Origin of the sequence: Phyllobacterium sp. (assembly GCF_037994425.1) — a bacterium.
Taxonomy (GTDB): Bacteria; Pseudomonadota; Alphaproteobacteria; order Rhizobiales; family Rhizobiaceae; genus Phyllobacterium.
The window spans coordinates 48,383-66,735 of record NZ_JBBNAM010000167.1; the positions used below are offsets into that span (position 1 = coordinate 48,383).

Annotated in this window: 13 protein-coding genes and 3 pseudogenes; 4 read left to right on the forward strand and 12 right to left on the reverse strand. The window is 59.9% G+C overall.

Annotated features, from left to right (window positions below; translation table 11 throughout):
• Positions 1 to 232: 232 nt before the first annotated feature.
• Positions 233 to 592: pseudogene (locus tag AAAB35_RS12595) on the forward strand (DDE-type integrase/transposase/recombinase); the annotation flags it as partial.
• 55 nt (positions 593 to 647) lie between these two features.
• Here AAAB35_RS12595 and AAAB35_RS12600 read toward each other — a convergent pair.
• Both AAAB35_RS12600 and AAAB35_RS12605 read right to left on the reverse strand, forming a co-directional pair.
• A complete protein-coding gene (locus tag AAAB35_RS12600) occupies positions 648 to 3,200 on the reverse strand; it encodes an arylsulfatase (RefSeq protein ID WP_340668619.1) in 2,553 nt (850 codons plus the stop codon).
• A 308-nt stretch (positions 3,201 to 3,508) separates the two neighbouring features.
• Positions 3,509 to 3,721: pseudogene (locus AAAB35_RS12605) on the reverse strand (response regulator); the annotation flags it as partial.
• 367 nt (positions 3,722 to 4,088) lie between these two features.
• On the opposite strand from AAAB35_RS12605, the gene AAAB35_RS12610 reads away from it, so the two are divergent.
• Entirely contained in the window at positions 4,089 to 4,880 is a 792-nt protein-coding gene (locus tag AAAB35_RS12610) for a zincin-like metallopeptidase domain-containing protein (protein ID WP_340668620.1), read from the forward strand.
• Positions 4,881 to 5,856: 976 nt separating this feature from the next.
• On the opposite strand, the gene AAAB35_RS12615 is transcribed toward AAAB35_RS12610, so the two are convergent.
• Entirely contained in the window at positions 5,857 to 7,614 is a 1,758-nt protein-coding gene (locus tag AAAB35_RS12615; protein ID WP_340668621.1) for an adenylate/guanylate cyclase domain-containing protein, read from the reverse strand.
• 490 nt (positions 7,615 to 8,104) lie between these two features.
• Here AAAB35_RS12615 and AAAB35_RS12620 point away from each other — a divergent pair, with 490 nt between their 5' ends.
• Entirely contained in the window at positions 8,105 to 8,737 is a 633-nt protein-coding gene (locus AAAB35_RS12620) for a tyrosine-type recombinase/integrase (protein ID WP_340668623.1), read from the forward strand.
• Positions 8,738 to 9,486: 749 nt separating this feature from the next.
• On the opposite strand, the gene AAAB35_RS12625 is transcribed toward AAAB35_RS12620, so the two are convergent.
• The 6 genes and pseudogenes from AAAB35_RS12625 to AAAB35_RS12650 form a co-directional block, all read right to left on the reverse strand.
• On the reverse strand, positions 9,487 to 9,999 hold the full coding sequence (locus AAAB35_RS12625; protein ID WP_340668624.1) for a GNAT family N-acetyltransferase: 513 nt from the start codon (positions 9,997 to 9,999) through the stop codon (positions 9,487 to 9,489).
• 9 nt (positions 10,000 to 10,008) lie between these two features.
• A complete protein-coding gene (locus AAAB35_RS12630) occupies positions 10,009 to 10,566 on the reverse strand; it encodes a flavodoxin (RefSeq protein ID WP_340668625.1) in 558 nt (185 codons plus the stop codon).
• Positions 10,567 to 10,591: 25 nt separating this feature from the next.
• The gene (locus tag AAAB35_RS12635) at positions 10,592 to 11,785 is read right to left on the reverse strand and encodes a carboxymuconolactone decarboxylase family protein (RefSeq protein WP_340668626.1); all 1,194 of its coding nucleotides are present in this window, start codon (positions 11,783 to 11,785) and stop codon (positions 10,592 to 10,594) included.
• Between the two features lie 90 nt (positions 11,786 to 11,875).
• On the reverse strand, positions 11,876 to 12,871 hold the full coding sequence (locus AAAB35_RS12640) for an aldo/keto reductase (protein WP_340668627.1): 996 nt from the start codon (positions 12,869 to 12,871) through the stop codon (positions 11,876 to 11,878).
• A gap of 27 nt (positions 12,872 to 12,898) precedes the next feature.
• Entirely contained in the window at positions 12,899 to 13,741 is an 843-nt protein-coding gene (locus tag AAAB35_RS12645) for an oxidoreductase (RefSeq protein ID WP_340668628.1), read from the reverse strand.
• 42 nt (positions 13,742 to 13,783) lie between these two features.
• Positions 13,784 to 14,916 (reverse strand): annotated as a pseudogene (locus AAAB35_RS12650) (aldo/keto reductase).
• A gap of 108 nt (positions 14,917 to 15,024) precedes the next feature.
• Between AAAB35_RS12650 and AAAB35_RS12655 the strand changes: the two are divergent.
• Positions 15,025 to 15,918: a LysR family transcriptional regulator gene (locus AAAB35_RS12655; RefSeq protein WP_340668629.1), complete on the forward strand. Its 894-nt coding sequence runs from the start codon at positions 15,025 to 15,027 to the stop codon at positions 15,916 to 15,918.
• 386 nt (positions 15,919 to 16,304) lie between these two features.
• Here AAAB35_RS12655 and AAAB35_RS12660 read toward each other — a convergent pair whose 3' ends face one another.
• From AAAB35_RS12660 to AAAB35_RS12670, 3 genes are all read right to left on the reverse strand, one after another.
• Positions 16,305 to 16,895, reverse strand: a complete 591-nt coding sequence (locus AAAB35_RS12660; protein WP_340668630.1) for a DUF308 domain-containing protein — start codon at positions 16,893 to 16,895, stop codon at positions 16,305 to 16,307.
• A 108-nt stretch (positions 16,896 to 17,003) separates the two neighbouring features.
• Positions 17,004 to 17,585 (reverse strand): TetR/AcrR family transcriptional regulator, encoded by a 582-nt coding sequence (locus tag AAAB35_RS12665; protein WP_340668631.1) that lies wholly within the window; start codon positions 17,583 to 17,585, stop codon positions 17,004 to 17,006.
• Positions 17,586 to 17,695: 110 nt separating this feature from the next.
• Positions 17,696 to 18,353: oxidoreductase (locus tag AAAB35_RS12670; RefSeq protein WP_340668632.1), on the reverse strand; the 658-nt coding region annotated here is incomplete at its 5' end.

Sequence of the window (18,353 nt, forward strand, 5' to 3'; positions counted from 1 at the left end):
TGCGTCACCGCCAGGAGCGGAAAGCTGAATGGTATCGTCCAGGCGAGCGAATAGCCAAACTGGCACCAACTTGGCTGTAGAACGGCGCAGCCGATGGCAACCTCGGTCTGCTGAGTGACGAAACAACGTGCACGCAGACGCGGTGTGATCGGCGCTGTTGCAAAAACATGATTGTTACGCCATCTGGCTCGGATGTATATGCAGCCGGCTTTTAATGAGCGATTTCAATTGGTTCCTGCGCAGGGCACTTGCCGGCTTGAAGGATTGGGACAAGCCGCTGACCATCAACACCGATAAAGCGCCAACCTATGGCACTGCGATTGCCGATCTCAAGAAGGAGGGAAAGTGCCCGCAGGCGACCGTGCATCGACAGGTGAAATATCTCAACATGTTGTCTAAGCCGATCACGGTAAACTCAAGAGGCTGATCAAGCCGACACTCGGGTCAAGTCGATGAAGACAGCCTATGCCACGCTCAAAGGCTTCAGATGAATGCCCTGCGCAAAGGTCAGGCCGCGCTGTGGCAATACGAGGGCGGTGTCATGGGAGAAGCGCGTCTCATCAACAGGCGATTCGGCCTCTACACGATCTGAAGCAGAAATCACCAGCCACTTCTGCAACCGACGGCGGTCTTAGCAATAAGGCCGACTATTGCGGCCCAGGCTGCACGTGATGAATCGGCCTTCCGTCTACGGCGATAGCTTCCGCATTCTCAAGTTTCTTGACGTCGTCCTCCGAAAGCGTAGGCCTGTCCACCTTGAGCGTCAGCTTGTTGAGCTTGGCGGTCAGGGCGAATGCCGGCAAGTAGTCTGCGTCATTCACGCCGGTCAACGTGTCAGAACCGATGTCGAAACTCTCATCCCACTGCAGGATCATGGGCAGTGTACGCTGCATTGCCTTGGTGTCCACGACTTTCCCGTCCACTTTGAGCGTACCGGTGCCGGATTGGCCGAGGCCGGTCATGTTGTTGAACGCAAGCGTTCCAACCCCGAGGCCGTCGTATTTGAAGTCGAACTCGACCACATGCTTGCCGGGTGCGAGCGCATCCGGGCCCTCCCACTTGATGCGTTTCAGGTCTATCAGATTCCACAGGAAGACGGGCTTGCCCTTGAGCAGATAAAAGCCATAGCCGGCGAAGCGTCCGCCCGAGGTGAGGATCATGCCCTCCGCACCACCTTCGGGCACCTCAATATCGGCGGTGATAGTGTAGGAACTGTTGAGGATGGAAGGTGAATCGCCCTGCGGCAGACCGACCATCGGGTGGGTGTAGGTGAACTCGGTGCGACCCGCGGTGATGTTCGGGCGTGGCGCTACCAGGCGGCCCGCCACTGACGCGTCCATCGGGAAGACCTGATACTTTTTGGCTTCGGCGACGAACAGCTTCTTCATCTGCTTGACCTTGTCCGGATTTTGGCTGGCGATGTCGTTGGACTGGCTGAAGTCTTTATTCAGGTCGTAGAGCTCGAGCACCTGATTGTTGAGCGGGTCCGGATTGGCGGCGCCGAAGGCCTCCCACGGGGCGCGGTTCACCTTGGTGCTGAGCAGCCAGCCGTCATTGTACAGCGCCCACTGGCCAAACATCTCGAAATACTGGGTCTTGTGCCGTGAGGAAGCATTGGCGTTTTTCTTGTCGAACGTGTAGGCAAAACTCGTGCCCTCGATCGGCGCTTGCTTGATGCCGTCCACAGTTTCGGGGGCGGGAATGCCGGTAACTTCGAGAATGGTGGGCACCACATCGATGACGTGCATGAACTGATCACGCAGGCCACCTTTATCCTTGATGTGCGCAGGCCACGAGACCGCCATGTTCTGCCCGACCCCGCCGAGTTTGGAGGCATTCTGCTTGAACCACGTGAACGGCGTATCGAAAGCCCAGGACCAGCCCGCTGACATGTGGTTATAGGTCTGCTCGGTGCCCCAGGCGTCGTACCACTTCATCTGCTCCTTGACTGGCATCTCGTTGATGCCGTTGAAGAACGCAACTTCGTTGGGCGTACCGAGAGGACCGCCCTCGGCGCTCGTGCCATTGTCGCCGTTGATATAGATGATGAGCGTGTTGTCGAGCTTGCCCATGTCCGCGATGGTTTGGATAACGCGCCCGATCTCGTGGTCGCTGTAGGCGGCGTAGGCGGCAAAGATCTCCGCCTGTTTGATGAAGAGCTTCTTTTCTTCTGGTTTCAGATCATCCCAGTTTTTTAGGACATTCGCAGGCCAAGGCTCCAGCTGGGTATCCTGCGGGATCACGCCGAGCTTTTTCTGGTTCTCGAAGATCTGATCGCGAAGCTTGTTGTACCCACCGTCGAACAGATGCATCGCACTGATCTTTTCCACCCATTCCTTGGTCGGGTGATGTGGCGCGTGCGTGGCACCAGGCGCGTACTTCATGAAGAAGGGCTTATCAGGCACCGTCTGATTGAGGCGATTGAGGTAATCAATGGCATCATCGGCCATTCCGGTCACCAGGTTCCAACCCGGCTTTCCCTCGAAGGGATAGATCTGGGTGGTGTTGCGGAACAGGTTCGGTTGCCATTGGTTCGCATCGCCACCCACAAACCCGTAAAAATACTCGAAGCCCATGCCGGTCGGCCATTGGTCGAATGGCCCGGCCTGGCTGGCTTCAAAGGCTGGGGTGTTGTGATCCTTGCCGAACCAGGAGGTGGCGTAACCGTTATCGAGCAGAATTCGCCCGATGGTGGCCTTGTCCTTGCTGATAATGCTATTGTAGCCGGGGAACCCCGTTGATTGCTCGGAGATCACGCCGAACCCGGCCGAGTGATGGTTCCGTCCCGTGATGAGAGCGGCCCGTGTCGGCGAGCACAATGCAGTGGAATGAAAATTGTTGAAGCGCAGTCCGTCATTTGCAATACGATCCATCGTGGGCGTCGGGATCACGCCGCCGAAGGTGCTCGGCACGCCAAACCCGGCATCATCAGTGATGATGAGCAATACGTTGGGCGCATCCTTCGGCGGCACGATGCGCGGCGCCCACCAGGCTTTCGACTTCAAGGCATCATCCTTGATCACACCGCCAAATTTCGGATCGGGGGTCGGCAGCTGTTTGCCATCGATTGTGGTCGTGGCGCCCGCTGAGCCGGGTGTGCCGGTGGTTTGAACGTCTGCGGCACGCGCTACGCCAGTCAATGAAATTGCGGTGGCTAAACCAAGCGCACACGCAATATGTCCAGACAGTCTGGAATACATGATTGATCTCCCCGTTGAGCCCGGTTCCGCGACGCTCAGTAGCTTGGCGGCCAACTGCACATCTGGACGGCCGCTTTTCTTGCGATTGCGATTGCTGGCAGTTGGCCGCCTGCGCGCCACCACGTCGGCCAGTTAATCTACATCAATCGGCGGTTGGACTTTAGGTAGGCTACTGTAACTTACGGCGTATCTGATCACTCTGGTGACGAACGGAAGCCCGAAGTCTGTATGCCGGGGCACACGGCGTTGGTGCAGCGATCAAGAATTCAACGCGCCTCAGCTTTGAGGTGGTTACTATGCCTGCGACGCTCCAGCTGCCTCTGGAAATCCAGGCCGCTAACGCCAGGCAAGCGGACATCGAGTAAAATACAGCCGGGGCGATTGAAATTCGCCGTTTCCAAGAATGCCGTCGCGCTGTCGAATGCCTCTGCGTCGAACTTCATCGAGCGGAACAGATCTGTCAGCGCGTCTCGCATCGACAGGTCATCATCGACGATGAAGACCACAGGTCCGGTTGCCAGCGCGCATCACGCGTTTCCTGGGATTGGCCATGTTCGTCGGGATGACAGCAACTATATTGGGTGCCGTTGACCTACCGTGCCCAGTACTAAACACCATCAGACGCTACGGCGTCGTGAAGGCTCTCTCTAAATATCCACGACCATGCACAGCGAAGTTTGTGGATGGTCTTTCGTTCACTGCAGGACCCCCACTGTCCGCTGTTTCTTTTCCTATCACTTCGTTCGGAAATCCCGATATTGAAGGGCGGATTGTCGGAAAAATGGGCAAGGTGCGGCAACATCTTTCTACCGTCCATACTCCGGTTCCCGTACATTGGTCATACGCACCGGATTTGCCGTGTCATGATTGTTTGGTAGAGATTTCCTCATGAATCCAACAGATATTCGCGAAGGCGCAGACAGGGCGTTTTACCACCCCCGTTTGGACTTCATTCAATTGCCGCCGTTTTCCGCCTTCGTTTCGGCCGAGGCCCACGCGACGACCCTCGGCCACGAATGCATTCACTGGACAATGCACAGCAAGCGGCTTGATCGCGACCTCGGCGGCGCAAAGTGGGGTGACGAAGGCTACGCCCGCGAGGAACTCGTTGCCGAACTCGGTAGCGTGTTTCTCGCCGCCGACCTCGGCCTTGCCATCGAACCGCGCGAGGACCACGCTGCCTATACCGCCCACTGGCTGAAGGTTGTGAAGAACGACAAACGCGCCATTGTCTCAATGGCGGCGCACGCCGAAAGAGCCGTCGCCTTCCTTCACGCCCAGCAGCCCGACGTCCCCGCCGCCTGCGACGACGAACCGCTCCGCACGCCGCCTGACCGAACAGGCGGCGTGCGGAGCGCCCCTTCTCTTTTTCTTTCAACGATCAATTATTTCAGGAGTTACGATCATATTGACACTCCCGGAATTTCGAGCCACCCGAACCCACGAAAAAATCTCGCTTCCCGCTTCGGCGTCGATGACGAGCTCGGTACCATGCCCGGCTGTGTTTACGCCGACGAGTGCTATATCGCCATTCTCGGCAGCGGATCGCGTTGCCGCTATTACCTCGTCATCGGCAACCGCGAATGGGTGAGCCGCGACCTCGAAAGGCAGGAAGAGCGGCTTTACGCGCTCTGGTATTTGCTTGAACAGCAGCAGGCAGCCGTGGGGTACGCATCATGAAGACGGCGACAGTCGCTACAGATCTTCCAAATCGCGCTGTTAGTGTTTTGGTAACAGACTTGGCACGATAAGCAGAACGGCGATTGAGTTTGAGGGCAAAGCAGCAGCACCGCGCCAGCCGGTGCAACCGGGAGGAATGGCCTTCCCGGCTGAGGCATACGGCCTATGCCCTCGAAACAGGAGGTAATACAATGTGGCACCTGCCCATTAGTATTACCCTTACGATGAAGAAGACCCGCACCAGCTGGACACTGACAATGCGGGTCTCTTTCATACTGTAGGGAAACGGGGTGCCGGGTAAAACCGGCATCCCACTCCTAACGACAGTATAAGCAATTCTTCGCAAAATTCCAAGTCATCGCCGCGCCTGGCTCTCGAGAGGCGGGCGAGGGGACCGTTCCCATCCCCTCGCAACCCCATCCCCGTTTCAGCGCAATTTTTCCAAATCAGAAATATCCGTCGACAACTATCAGGCTTGCGCCCGCAGTCGCAATCCAAATGCTTTGCAGTACGGAAAGCACATCCCGGTCGCATGCGATCAAGACGACGCTGCCAAAAAGAAAACAATTGATTGCCATCACCAGACAGATAGACGGCAGCATTTCGCCGTAATGCATGCCTCTCGCAAACCGCAGCAAAATATTCCATGCAAACAGGAACCGATAATCGCGTCCCCGATCCAGATCGCACCGCGCATTGCTTGATTTACCGCTTTTCCGTAGCGGTATTTTCAGCCAGGGCAGGCCGATGTCGCCTGTCGAATGTCTCGATTGTGCAATGGCCGCCCGGCGCGGCACGCGCGTCGGCATCGCATCGAAATCCGCACGTCAGGAAACGTAGCCGTCCGGCCAGTCGGCCACCTTCACGCGCAGTCCATCGCGCTTACGAACATAGCACAATTCCGAAAGTCGTCGTGACATGCTGCCAGGAACGCTCCTCACCGGTAGCGATCGGTGCTCAAGGTCAATCCAACCCGTCAATTCAGGCCGGCACGGGCAAGCCCCTCGATCAGGCGCGCCCGATCCTCGGCGCGGACGAAAGAAGATGTTGCTCCGACCGCGTCCCGTGAGATGTCAGGGACTAGCGACTTGAGCCGTCCGAGCAATTCCGTGGCAGCCTCCTGGTTGTCTAGAAGTCCGGCACAGGCCGTGCCAATGACCAGCGGAACCGCGTGGCCGGACCGCAAGCGATGTGCCTCCCGTGCATAAATCAATCCCAGCTCGTAATTCGCGCCCTGGAAGTAAGCCATGGCGTAGTAGAACTGAAAGTCGCCGAGAAAAGCCTCGTGCGGGCTCAGTCTGAGGGCGTAGTCGATGCAAGGAATGGCGTCCGCCGCGCGGCCCCCGTTGGCATGCGCAAGCCCCAACTGGTCGTGTGCAAACGCGGAGTTGGGGTTGATGGCGACAGCCTGGCTGATCGCTGCCGTCGCCAGGACATTGTCACGCGTCGCAAAGGCTATCATCGCCTGCGCAAGGTAAGCCCACGGTTCCTTATCGTCCGCGGCAATGGCTTGTTGGACGATATCCCTAGCAAGGGCGAGGGCGTCTACCATGTCCCCCCACCCCTGGAACGCGCGCCATATCGTTATCCAACCTTTCATGGCGAGCGCCTGGGCATAATCGGGAGCTAGTCCAATTGCCCGATCGAGCAGGGGGAGCATCTTCCGGCTGCTCTCCTCAGACAACTGGGAACACAGGAACACCGCCCGCACGACACATTCCCAGGCATCAAGGCCATGATGCGGCTTCGGGCTTTCGCGGGCATGCTCTGCCGCCAGGAGTTCCGGCCCGATGCGGCCGACGACGCTTGCCGTGATTTCGTCCTGAATGACGAAGATGTCGCCGAGGTCGCCGTCGTACCTCTCGGCCCAGAGATGGGCTTCGGAGGCCGCATCGATGAGCTGCGCGGTCACCCTCACGCGGTGGCCGGACTTGCGCACACTTCCCTCGAGAACATAGCGGATCCCGAGTTCGCGCCCGATGGCGCGCACATCCACGGGCTTTCCTTTATAGGTGAACATCGTGTTGCGGGCGATCACGAAGAAGCCCTTGAGCTTGGATAGCGCGGTGGTGATGTCCTCGGTGAGCCCATCGCTGAAGAAGTCCTGCTCCGGGTCGGCGCTCATGGCGTTGAACGGCAGGACGGCAATGGATGGTCGGTCCGGAAGTGCGGGCCTGCGCGATGCCGTTCGTGCGGTCGTCCCTTCCAGAAGGGGGCGGTACAATCGCACCGGCCGCTCCATGTTCTTGAGCCCGCGTTCGCCGAGGTACTCGTAGTCGCAGTCAAGCTTGCCCTGGAGGTGGTCGTACGCCGTGCCGGAAATGCAAATGCTGCCTGGATCCGCCAAGGTCTGGAGGCGGGCCGCGATGTTGACGCCATCGCCGTAGAGATCCCCATCAACCTCGTGGATCACATCACCGAGATTGACGCCGATCCGGAAGATGATGCGTCGCTCCGTTGAGATATCGGCCTGGTTCTCGGCAACGCCCTTCTGGATGGCGACCGCGCACGCGACGGCATCGACAACCGAGCCGAACTCCACGAGCGCACCGTCGCCCATCAGCTTGACAATACGGCCCTGATGCTCGGCCAGCAGTGGATCTATCACCTCCCGGCGCAGAACCTTCAGGGCCGACAACGTCCCAGCCTCGTCATGTTCGACGAGGCGGGAATAGCCGACGACGTCAGCGGCCAGGATCGCGGCCAGCCGCCGCTCCGCTCTTGCAGTTGCCATGGCTGTCTCTCTCTCAGAGATCCGCCGGATGAAGCCCGGGCGATTGACACGACATGCACCATCCTGCTGCCCGACACCGCGACCGTGCTGGTTCATGATACCACTGAGACGGTCATGTGGCGACGCTTCACGAGAGTGCCGCCTTCAATAGGAATAGGATCCGCGAAGTGGTCACTGCAAAGGTCTGTTGCGGTCCAATGGAAGGACGGCGTCATTCGAAGAAAGGTCCGTTTTCGGGACTTCGAACCCATTGGCGCGCTGAACTTGCCGAAGCGGTTTCTTCCGTCGTTGGCTGTGGGAACAATCGCTCCGTCAGCCTCGTATCCCAACCTCAGGATGGTTCGGAGGGGTCAGCTCGAAACCTTACCCGAGTCATGTTAAGGGTCCGATTTCGCCGCTTTAACCCAAAAAGCTGTCGGTCTGGGTTTACGGGCCTCACTGTTCTCATGAGTCCTTTTGGTGGCCAATGTTGGTCAAAGGATAACGAAAAATGGGTATTGCACAATATGATCCTAACGCACTGGGACGACCGGCTTGGAACGCCGGCCGAAAAGTCGGCGTTAAGAAGCCGCTGAAACAGCGCCAAATTTGGGCGATCCGCTTCTTCCTCGACCGAGAGGGACGCATGAGAGATCGCGCCTTGTTTGACCTCGCGATCGACAGCAAGCTTCGCGGCTGCGATCTAGTGAAATTAAAGATCGGGTGTCTTGTTGCAGGGACGGAAATCCGAAACCGAGCGATGGTCGTTCAACAAAAGACCGGCCGTCCAGTTCAGTTCGAAATCACGGCAGATGTAAGGGCAAGTCTACTTGCATGGCTTGAACGCCGTGGTGGAACAGTGGACGACTATGCCTTTCCGAGTCGGGTCGACCATGCCGATCATCTAAGCACCCGCCAATATGCCAGATTGGTGGATGAATGGGTGACCGCAATAGGGCTGCGACGCGAAGACTACGGCACGCACTCGCTTCGGCGCACCAAGGCCGCTATGATCTACAAGGCGACAGGCAATCTTCGCGCGATTCAAATCCTGTTGGGCCACACCAAGATCGAAAACACGGTCAGGTATCTGGGGGTGGACATTGAGGATGCGCTGGAATTAGCGGAGCATACCGAGATTTGACAGCGTGCGGCCCCGCACACAGTGGGGCCGCACGTCTCGGCGCAAATGTCTCCATCAGTACATTGCGATCGAGCGGCTTCGCGCCCCCTATCGGTCGGTGAAGCGGACCTTACATCTGCCCGAAAGCAGACATTGCCTTGGTTTTGATATGACGGCATCTTTGCGCCCCATAAGCGGCCATTTTGGTATCCATCAAACGCACCGTCCGGTCTTGCGAATGGCTAGGGCTTCTATGTGGCATCCTTGAGTTTCACCGCCATCGTGACGGTGCCGCGCACAACGATGTCGTTGCGCGAACCACGATTGAGATCCGCGCTGCTGGTCAAGTCGGTGATCTCGCAACTCTCGGCCGTGGCTGCAGAATGAGATCACATTGCCCGCCCGCGATGAGTAAATCCCCTTCTGAGCCGCCTTGATCTGCTCGCCGGTTTCCTGACCGGCGTCAACAGGCACAGATAGGGAAACCGTCGTCTGCACGTGACCGTACCAGGGACACGCTGGCCGGCATAGAAGCTAGGCGACGCCCGATAGGGGACATCCTGTGACAGCGCCGGAAATGCAGCAGGCGAAAGTGCACATGTTAGAACCTTGGTAGAAGATTTCATCGACCCCTCCAACTGATTGCGCTGATTCCTGCCACAGCGTTGTTAAACGACAATGAGCGCACGTGCTAATATCGTTGAAACCGCGCTCATTAGTCGTATGAATCAATCTGGTCGGTGAGGATCAGAAATTGACCCAGCGCCGGTTCATTCCGGACGGCTTTGATCCCGCTCATATGTCATCTCGATCATGGTAGGGCGGAAACCAACTCCCGCGAAGAGCTTCTGCGCAGCGTGATTGCGGTATGCGGTCGACAGCACGAACAGGCGTGCGCCTCTAACGGTCAGCTCTTGGATAGCCGCCTCAAGAAGCGATCTGCCGACGCCCTGGCCGCGGTGAGCCGGGTCCACGAAGATATCGTGCATCACGCCAGCAGGTCCTCGCAAGGACATGTAGTCGCTGCCCTCGTATGCCGCGTAGATGTAGCCCACTAGAGATTTCTCGTCTTCGGCGACGAGTATGACTACCTCTAGTCGCCGAAGCTGACTTTCGATGAAAGTAGCGTACTTCGCCGGGGTGGCTGCCCCGGCCGGGACGAAACGCTCGGCATCGAACTCGTGGTGGAGCGCGACAAGGTCCGCTCCCCATTGTCCGACAACCTCGACGTCAGCCGGAGTTGCCGGACGGATCTTCACTACGTTCTGAACCGCTGCCGCCATCAGCTCCACCTAGCCACGCAACCAGCCCCTGACCTGCTCGAGCGTTCTCCGTTCCTGATCCGCCTGCATAGAGAAGGCTGGCTTCAATTCGGCGCCACGTGCCAGAGAATTGAGGATATCGATGCTGTTGCCAAGCCCATATCCTCCGTGGGTGATGAAAGGATACACCGTCTTGCCCGACAGGTCGTGGGCCTGAACGAACGACCGTATCACTGGCGGCGCCGTCATCCCCCAGATCGGAAACCCGAGATAGATCGCGTCGTACCGTCCTATGTCCGGGACCGTCGCCGCAAGAGTCGGGAGATGGCCGGCCGCTGTCTCGCGACTGGCTTGCGCCACCGTCTCCTCGTAATCCTCCGGATACGGAGCGGCGGGGTTGATCTCAAATAAAGCGGCATCTTTCGCTCTTCGGATCTGGTTGGCGATCACACGCGTGTTTCCCGTACGCGAGAAGTAGGCAACCAGTGTTGTCCCAGGCCCAGCCGCTTGCGATGAGGCGTCGCTGAGGCCTGACGATACGGCCGCTGCTACGACCGGAAGCGTCTGAAGGAATTGGCGTCGAAGCATTCGGATCTCCATGGCGACGTTCAGGTCAGTCTTCGGTCGGGCGTGCGGCGTAGTCCTCGTCGGAAACCTTCTCCATCCACGTCACGGAGTTTCCGTCGAGGGCTTCGGCGACTGCGAAATGCGTCATCCCCTCGCTGGCGGAAGCGCCATGCCAATGCCGGATCAGAGGAGGTATCCAGACGACGTCTCCGGGACCGACGTGTTCGACGGGGCCGCCCTCCCTTTGAACGAGCGCTCGCCCCGACACGATGAAGAGCGTCTGGCCAAGGGGATGGGTGTGCCACGCTGTCCGTGCTCCTGCCGAGAACGAGACGGTCGCACCACCGATCCGAGCAGGCGCGTCCCCCCGATAGAACCCCGACGTCTCAACCGTTCCAGTAAAGTACTGCTTCGGTGCCGCCGCTCTGCCCGCGCCAGCTCGCGTGATCTTGACGTCGGCCGTAGATGTAGCGACCTGAGGCACTTCGCGAGACTCGAAGACCTTCCTGAGGACAGGGACGGCCGACATCGCCCGCGGCCAACCTGCGTAGAATGCGACGTGGGTCACGACTTCCGAAGCCTGCGCGCGCGTCAGACCGTCGTCCATGGCTCGATTGGCGTGGAACGGGAGCTGTTCGGGCTGTCCGATGGCGACCAGAGCCGCCATGGTGACCAGGCTGCGGTCACGAGCGGACAGATCCGGACGCTGCCAGAGGTCGCCGAAGAGTACGCGGTTTGTGAGATCTGCCAGCGCGGACGCCGTCGGCGCGACGTTCGTGTCGACGGTCGCCGTCCTTGCCGCCTCCGCCGCGGCGTCGAAGTCGATCCGCGCGGCGTCGCTGCTGGAGATGGGGCTGATGCCTCGCTCCTCGAAGATCTTCTGCGTCTCGGTCACGGCGGACATGGCGTTCGGCCAGCCCGAGTAGAAGGCAATGTGGGTGATGAGCTCGCCGATCTCTTCCGGCCTCACGCCGTTATCAAGGGCGCGTCGGATATGGCTGCCGGTCTGTGCGGCTTTGCCTGTAGAGACCAGCGTGGCGACCGTGACAAGGCTGCGGTCGCGAGGAGTGAGTTCCTTTCGCTCCCAGACCTCACCGAAAAGAACGTCGTCCGTGAAGTGACCGAGACCGGGCGCGACCTCGTACGCGGCCGGCGGCGCGACCCGCGGGCGCGTTCCCTCAGCTTCGGCAGCAGTGGCTGTCAGTGTGGTCATGGCGATGGTGGCTGCGATCTTCTTCATATTGGGCCTCGTCGATGTCGATAGAATCGTCTCAAGGGACAGCCGACCGGGCGCGGCCCGTCCCTCGAGCGAGCAGGTGGATCGTGGCCGCTAGTGCCCTGTCATCTTCAGAACGGCTTCCGGGAGACGCTCACCTTGCACCTCGATCTTGGACGCTTCGCGGTCGATCTCTGTCAGGTCTTCAGCCGTCAGTGGGAGTTCCGCGCCGACGATGTTCTCCTCAAGACGATGGAGCTTCGTCGTGCCTGGAATGGGGACGATCCACGGCTTCTGTGCAAGCAGCCATGCAAGGGCGACTTGTGCCGGGGTCGCCTGCATGCGGTCGGCGATCGCCTTGATGACAGAAACCAGTTCTAGGTTCGCTTTGCGGGCTTCGACCGAGAAACGCGGCACCATATTGCGGAAGTCGCCTTCGGCGAATTTGGTGTTCTCATCGATCTTGCCGGTCAGGAACCCGGCCCCGAGCGGGCTGAAGGGCACGAAGCCGATGCCGAGCTCTTCGAGCACTGGCAGCAGTTCCTTTTCCGGCCCGCGCCAGAACAGCGAGTACTCGCTCTGGACGGCGGTGACGGGCTGGACGGAATGGGCGCGCCGGATGGTCTGGACGCCGGCCTCCGAAAGGCCGAAGTGCTTCACCTTGCCGTCGGCGATCAGATCCTTCACGGCGCCTGCCACGTCCTCGATCGGAACGCTCTGGTCGACGCGGTGCTGGTAGAACAGATCGATGCGGTCCGTCTTCAGCCGCTTGAGTGCGGCGTCGGCAACGGCCTTGATGTGCTCGGGTCGGCTGTTCGTCCCCCCGGTCCTCGCTCCGGTCTCCAAATCGATGTCGAAGCCGAACTTGGTCGCGATCGTCACCTGGTCGCGGATCGGCTGCAACCCTTCCCCTAGAAGGGATTCGTTGGCGAACGGACCATAGGCCTCCGCCGTGTCGAAGTGCGTGATGCCGCGCGCGTGGACGTCGCGGAGGAGCTTGATCATTTCGCTCTTGTCTCCGCCCGTGCCGTAGACGCCAGTCATGCCCATGCATCCAAGTCCCAGAGCCGATACTTCAAGGCCGGATTTACCAAGCTTACGTTTTTGCATTGTCGTTTCCTTCGGTTATTTGCGACGTCATTCGCCGGACTTGAAGTCCGAGCTGGCGCTGAGGTCTTTCCATGCGTCGATCTCTCGCCGCTGGTTGTCGACTTCGCCGCCGACGATCTTTATGGCGTCACTGCCTAGCAGCAGGCGGGCCGGCAGCTCCGATCTGGCAACCAGGTCGAGAAGCGCTGCCGCAGCCCGTTTTGGATCGCCCGGCTGGGTGCCGTGAGTCTTGTCGTTCTCCTTCCGACGCGGACCGGCCGTCATGGCGTAGTCGTCGATCTTCGTCTTCGCCTGCTGCAGCGAACGCCCTGCGAAGTCGGTCCTGAACGCTCCAGGCTCGATGATCGTGACGCGGATGCCAAGCGGTGCGAGTTCCTTGCGCAGAGCGTCGGACATGCCGCCAACGGCGAACTTAGACGCTGAGTAATAGCCCGAGCCGGGCGCCGCCAGACGGCCTGCGATCGAAGATAAATTGAGGATGGTGCCGCTGGGGCGCGACCGCATTCCAGGAAGGACAGCCTTGATCATTGCGACCGTGCCGAAGAAGTTGGTGGCGAACAAATCCGCGACCTCCTTGTCGTCGCCCTCCTCCACCGCTGCGCGGTAGCCGTAGTCCGCGTTGTTCACCAGGACGTCGACGGAGCCGAAGCGCCGCTCGGCCTGGGAAACGACCTCTGCCACCTGCTCCTTGTCCGACACATCGAGTGCGGCTGCGACAGCCGTATCGGGAAACGCCGCGGCGAGATCCTGCACCCTTGCGACGTCTCGTGCCGTGACAACTGCGTTGTGCCCTGCATCGAGAACCGCTTCGGCCAGGCTTCTGCCCAGCCCGGTGGAGCAGCCCGTGATCAGCCAGGTTGTCATCGTCATTCCTTTCGTAGCGTGCTGATCTTTTTGCGTGGATAAATCCGATCAGGGTGCTTCCACGCCGGAGAAGACCAGTACTTGATCGGGGAGCCGCGCCCCGTTTACCAGGATGCCCGCGACGGCTTTGTTCAGTTCCGCGATCTCGGCGGGGTCGAACGTGATGGAGGGCGCGCCGATGTTGTCCAGCATGTGAGCCATCTGCGTGGTGCCGGGGATAGGCACAATCCATGGCTTCTGAGCCATCAGCCACGCGAGCGCGATCTGGGCGGGCGTCGCTCCCTTGCGTTCGGCCCAAGCCTTCACCAACGCGACCAAGGCAAGATTGTTCGGCAGGTTCTCTGGCGAGAACCGTGTCTCGACGCCGCGGATGTCGCCCTCGGCGAACCTCGTGCGTTCGTCGATGGCGCCTGTCAAGAAGCCAACACCCAGAGGGCTCCAGGGAACGAATCCGATGCCGAGTTCCTCGCAGAGCGGAAGGACGGCGTCCTCCGGGCCCCGCCACAACATAGGTACTCGCTCTGGATCGCCGTGAGCGGCAATTCGGCATGGGCGCGGCGCGCGGTCTTGAGACCCATCTCGGACAGCCCCCAGTGCAGGACCTTTCCTTGCGCGACTAGATTCTTGACCGCGCCTGCGACGTCTTCGATCGGAACCTGCGGGTCGACGCGGTGCTGATAGAGGAGATCGATGCGGTCGGTACGCAGGCGCTTCAGCATGCCCTCGACGGCAAGCTTGATATGATCGGGTCGGCTGTTGAGGCCCGGCAGCCGCTTGCCGGTCTCCAGATCGATGTTCCAGCCAAACTTCGAGGCGATGACGACCTTCTCCCAGAATGGCTGCACGCCCTCCCCAAGGATTCGCTCGACCTCATGCGGTCCATAGGCTTCCGCAGCATCGTAAAAGGTGACGCCGCGATCATGCGCCGCCCGGATGATGGCGATCATCTCAGGGCGGCTGGGAATGGTCGTCTGGTAGGTCCGGCTCATGTTCTGCACGCCGATCCCCACGCTGGAAACCTCCAGCGATCCGAGCTTTCGTCGCCCAAGCGCGCTATTGGGCGACGGCGACTGCGCGGCTGCCGGAGAAAAGCTAGCTTCAACGAGCGGTGCCGCTGCAAGCGACCCCGCAGCACCTAAAAAGCTGCGACGGCCCATAGTCAAGTTCTTTTGATCTGCCATTGGAAATCCTTTCGAGGCGCGGTGTCGTTCACAGCGTCGAATATAGCCCTCGCCGATCCCTGCGATTAGATGCTATAATCCGCATCTCCCTATTAGCAGGACTAATGAATGGCCAGCGAAAACTACAACGATCTTGCGGCGTTCGTCACCGTTGCCCGCGAGCAGAGCTTCACCAAAGCGGCGGTGAAGCTCGGCGTCTCACAATCGGCGCTCAGTCAGACAATCCGTAGCCTCGAAGAGCGGCTGGGAATGAGGTTGTTAACAAGGACGACGCGGCGCGTTTCCCCTACCGCTTCGGGAGAACGGCTTCTACAGACCGCTGGGCCGCGTTTCGAGGAGATCCAGTCCGAACTTGCAGCATTGAGAGAGATGCGGGACCGCCCGACCGGCACTGTCCGCATCACGGCGGGTGAACATGCGGCGATTTCGGTTCTTGCACCTGCCCTGGAGCGCTTTCTTCCGGACAACCCAGACGTGACTGTCGAGATCATCGTCGACTACGGACTGACCGATATTGTCGCTGAGCGCTTCGACGCCGGCGTTCGGCTCGGCGAACAGGTCGCCAAAGACATGATCGCGGTTCCGATCGGCCCGGATGTGCGCATGGCTGTCGTGGCGTCGCCTGCGTACCTTGGGCACAATCCCAGGCCGGAGACACCCCAGGAGCTGACCACTCACAACTGCATCAACATGCGCCTGCCCACCCATGACAACATCTTCGCCTGGGAGTTCGAGAAGGACGGTCGTGAGGTGCGAGTCCGCGTCGAGGGCCAACTCGTTTTCAACAATCTCGCAATGAGACGCGAGGCTGCACTTCGAGGACTAGGCCTCGCCTACATGCCCGAAGATCAGGTCAAGGACAATTTGGCGGAGGGCACGCTCGTCCGAGTTTTGGAAGACTGGTGCTCTCCCTTTGCAGGATATCATCTCTACTATCCGAATCGTCGGCATCCCTCGCCCGCGTTTGCGGTCGTTGTCGATGCGCTTCGCCTGCGGAGATAACAAGCAAGGTCGAGAGCGGCCGGTTGCTGCCAGCGACGTCACTGCGCGCCGAGACAACTCACGTCGCTTGATTGATGTGTTGGTGCCAACGAAAACGGTCGCTTTGGGTCGACGCCGCCAGGCGTCCTCTCGGCCGCTTCGCGCCCTCATAATGGCCAAATGGCGTGTCGCCATTGCCGGCGTAGGTCACATACATAATGATAATGGAAGAACCGCTGCTATCCTTGTCGAGATTGGTTGTGTCGCGCCAGACGGCCATGTCGGCGCGGAAGGAGAAGGAGCGCCATGATGCTCATCTCCTTTGATCTCGGGTGATCTCGGACCGCGACTGCAACCGTCGCAATCGCGGCCTTCGGTGACTCTACAGTCCGGCGATCAGCACCGGATCATGCTTCGACGGATGCCGTTTTCCGGCGTCGCGCTTCCGAGACGGTCAGCCAAACGGCTGAGACGAGAAAGTAAAGGGCGCCGACGCCAGCGTAGCCTGCAATATCAGCGATCGAGGGCGGTGCAGGCAACTGCGCTTGCACGATGAAGAATGTGCCGGCGACAGCCGATTGGCCTCCGCTCAGGATCATTGCCCATTGGCCTCCGCTCGTTTTCCACCGTCGGATTGCGGTTCCGAGTTGTAGGAGGCCGGAGAGGATCGCCCACACGCCAAAGGCGCCGAGAACCCAATTCATATTCATCGTAAGCGCGATGACGACTGCAAGGGCGACCACCAGGCTGACGGCGACGTTGAATGACTGCGTACGATTGGCGGCAAGCCCGCCGCTGCGGGAAGCATCGACATAGTTAGCGGCGGCATCCCAGACCGGATAGACGATAAGCAGGGTGGCCGCGACGGACGGCGACTGCCGGCCGACAAGCAACGCCGCCACAACCCAGACAACGGAAAAAGCCGCACGGGCGAAGTAATACAGCTTGAGCCGCTTGTCCTGGTCCTGCGGCGCAAGTTCGCTGCGATGACGATTCATAGGATGTTCCTTTCGAGCGGGGTCTACCTACTAATTGGTAGTTTCGTGCGACGCAATTGCCGGTGCTGTTGAGGAGGCGGCGCGCCGCTTAGCCGCCCTGTAACAGAATCATTCCGGCTTCAGCCTCTGCAGGGTTGGGCCGAGAATGGTTCCGAAGACGGCAGGCCTTCCGTATGCCCGAGCCGAAAGCATTGCGCCGTGAACGGTCGCCATGAACGCCTCTGCCTCCACCCGCGTCGCGCCGGAAATCTTGAGAGAGCCTTGCTGTTGGCCGCGCCCCATGACTGACGTCAGCCAGGCCGACAGAGACTCGAAGAATGCTCGCACCTCCACGGCTACTTCCGTTGGAAGCGCCGGAAGTTCGCTGGCCAGCAGCGCGCACACGCAGAAGGGGATGCTTTCATCTTCGATGCACTTCGCCCAATAATCCGCGTAAGCTTGAATGAGGTCGAGAGGTTCCGGCACATGGTGCTCCAGGATGGCCAAGCCGCTTTCAGCGTCCCCGCGGTAACGCTGCACAAGCGTACGCACCAGATCCACCTTGCTCGGGAAGTGGTGATGGATGCTGGCCTTGCGAATTCCGACCACAGCCGCAATGTCGGCATAGCTGAATCCATTGTAGCCGCCGGCCGTGATTAGCTTTTGCGCGGAGGTCAGGATTTCGTCGGAGGTCGTCGAAAGATTGCTCATACCACGCGTCTACCTTCTGATAGGTAGTCTGTCAAGTAATGCGACGTTGTGCGGTAGCACACCGTTCCGTGATAGGCACCGCGCGCTCTGGTGACGCGATGCCAACGCAGTCAGCCATCAGTAAAAACGGTAACGGATTTCCATCCTTCGATCTCCTGCTTCAGACCTTCGATCCTGTCCGACACGAGCCTGAAGGCATCGCTGCCGAGCAGGAGTTGAGGCGGAGGGCTGTCGGACTCGATCAAGCTCAGGACAGTTGCCGCAAGCTTGTCGGGATCGCCGAGCTGCTTGCCGCTCTTGGCCTCCCGCGCCTGCCGGATGGGATCGAACAGCGTGTCATAGTCAGGGATCGACCGCCCCGTTCTGATCATCGAGCGTCCCGCCCAATCAGTCCGGAAGGAGCCGGGGCACAGGGCCGTCACACGGACGCCGAACGGCGCCATCTCCGCACGCATGACTTCCGAAATGCCCTGAAGGGCGAATTTGCTGCCGCAGTAATAGGCGATGCCGGGCATGGTGATCATTCCGCCCATCGAGGTCACGTTCACGATGAACCCGCTGCGCCTTTCACGGAACCGCGGCAGGAAGGCCTTGGCGACCGCAACGGCGCCGAAGACGTTCACGTCGAACTGACGCCGCATCTCCTCGAGCGGCGATTCCTCGAGGATCCCCTCGTGACCGTAGCCGGCATTGTTGATCAGCACATCGACCGGCCCATGGTCGTCCTCGGCTTGTCGGACGACGTCGGGTATCCGGTCGAACTCAGTC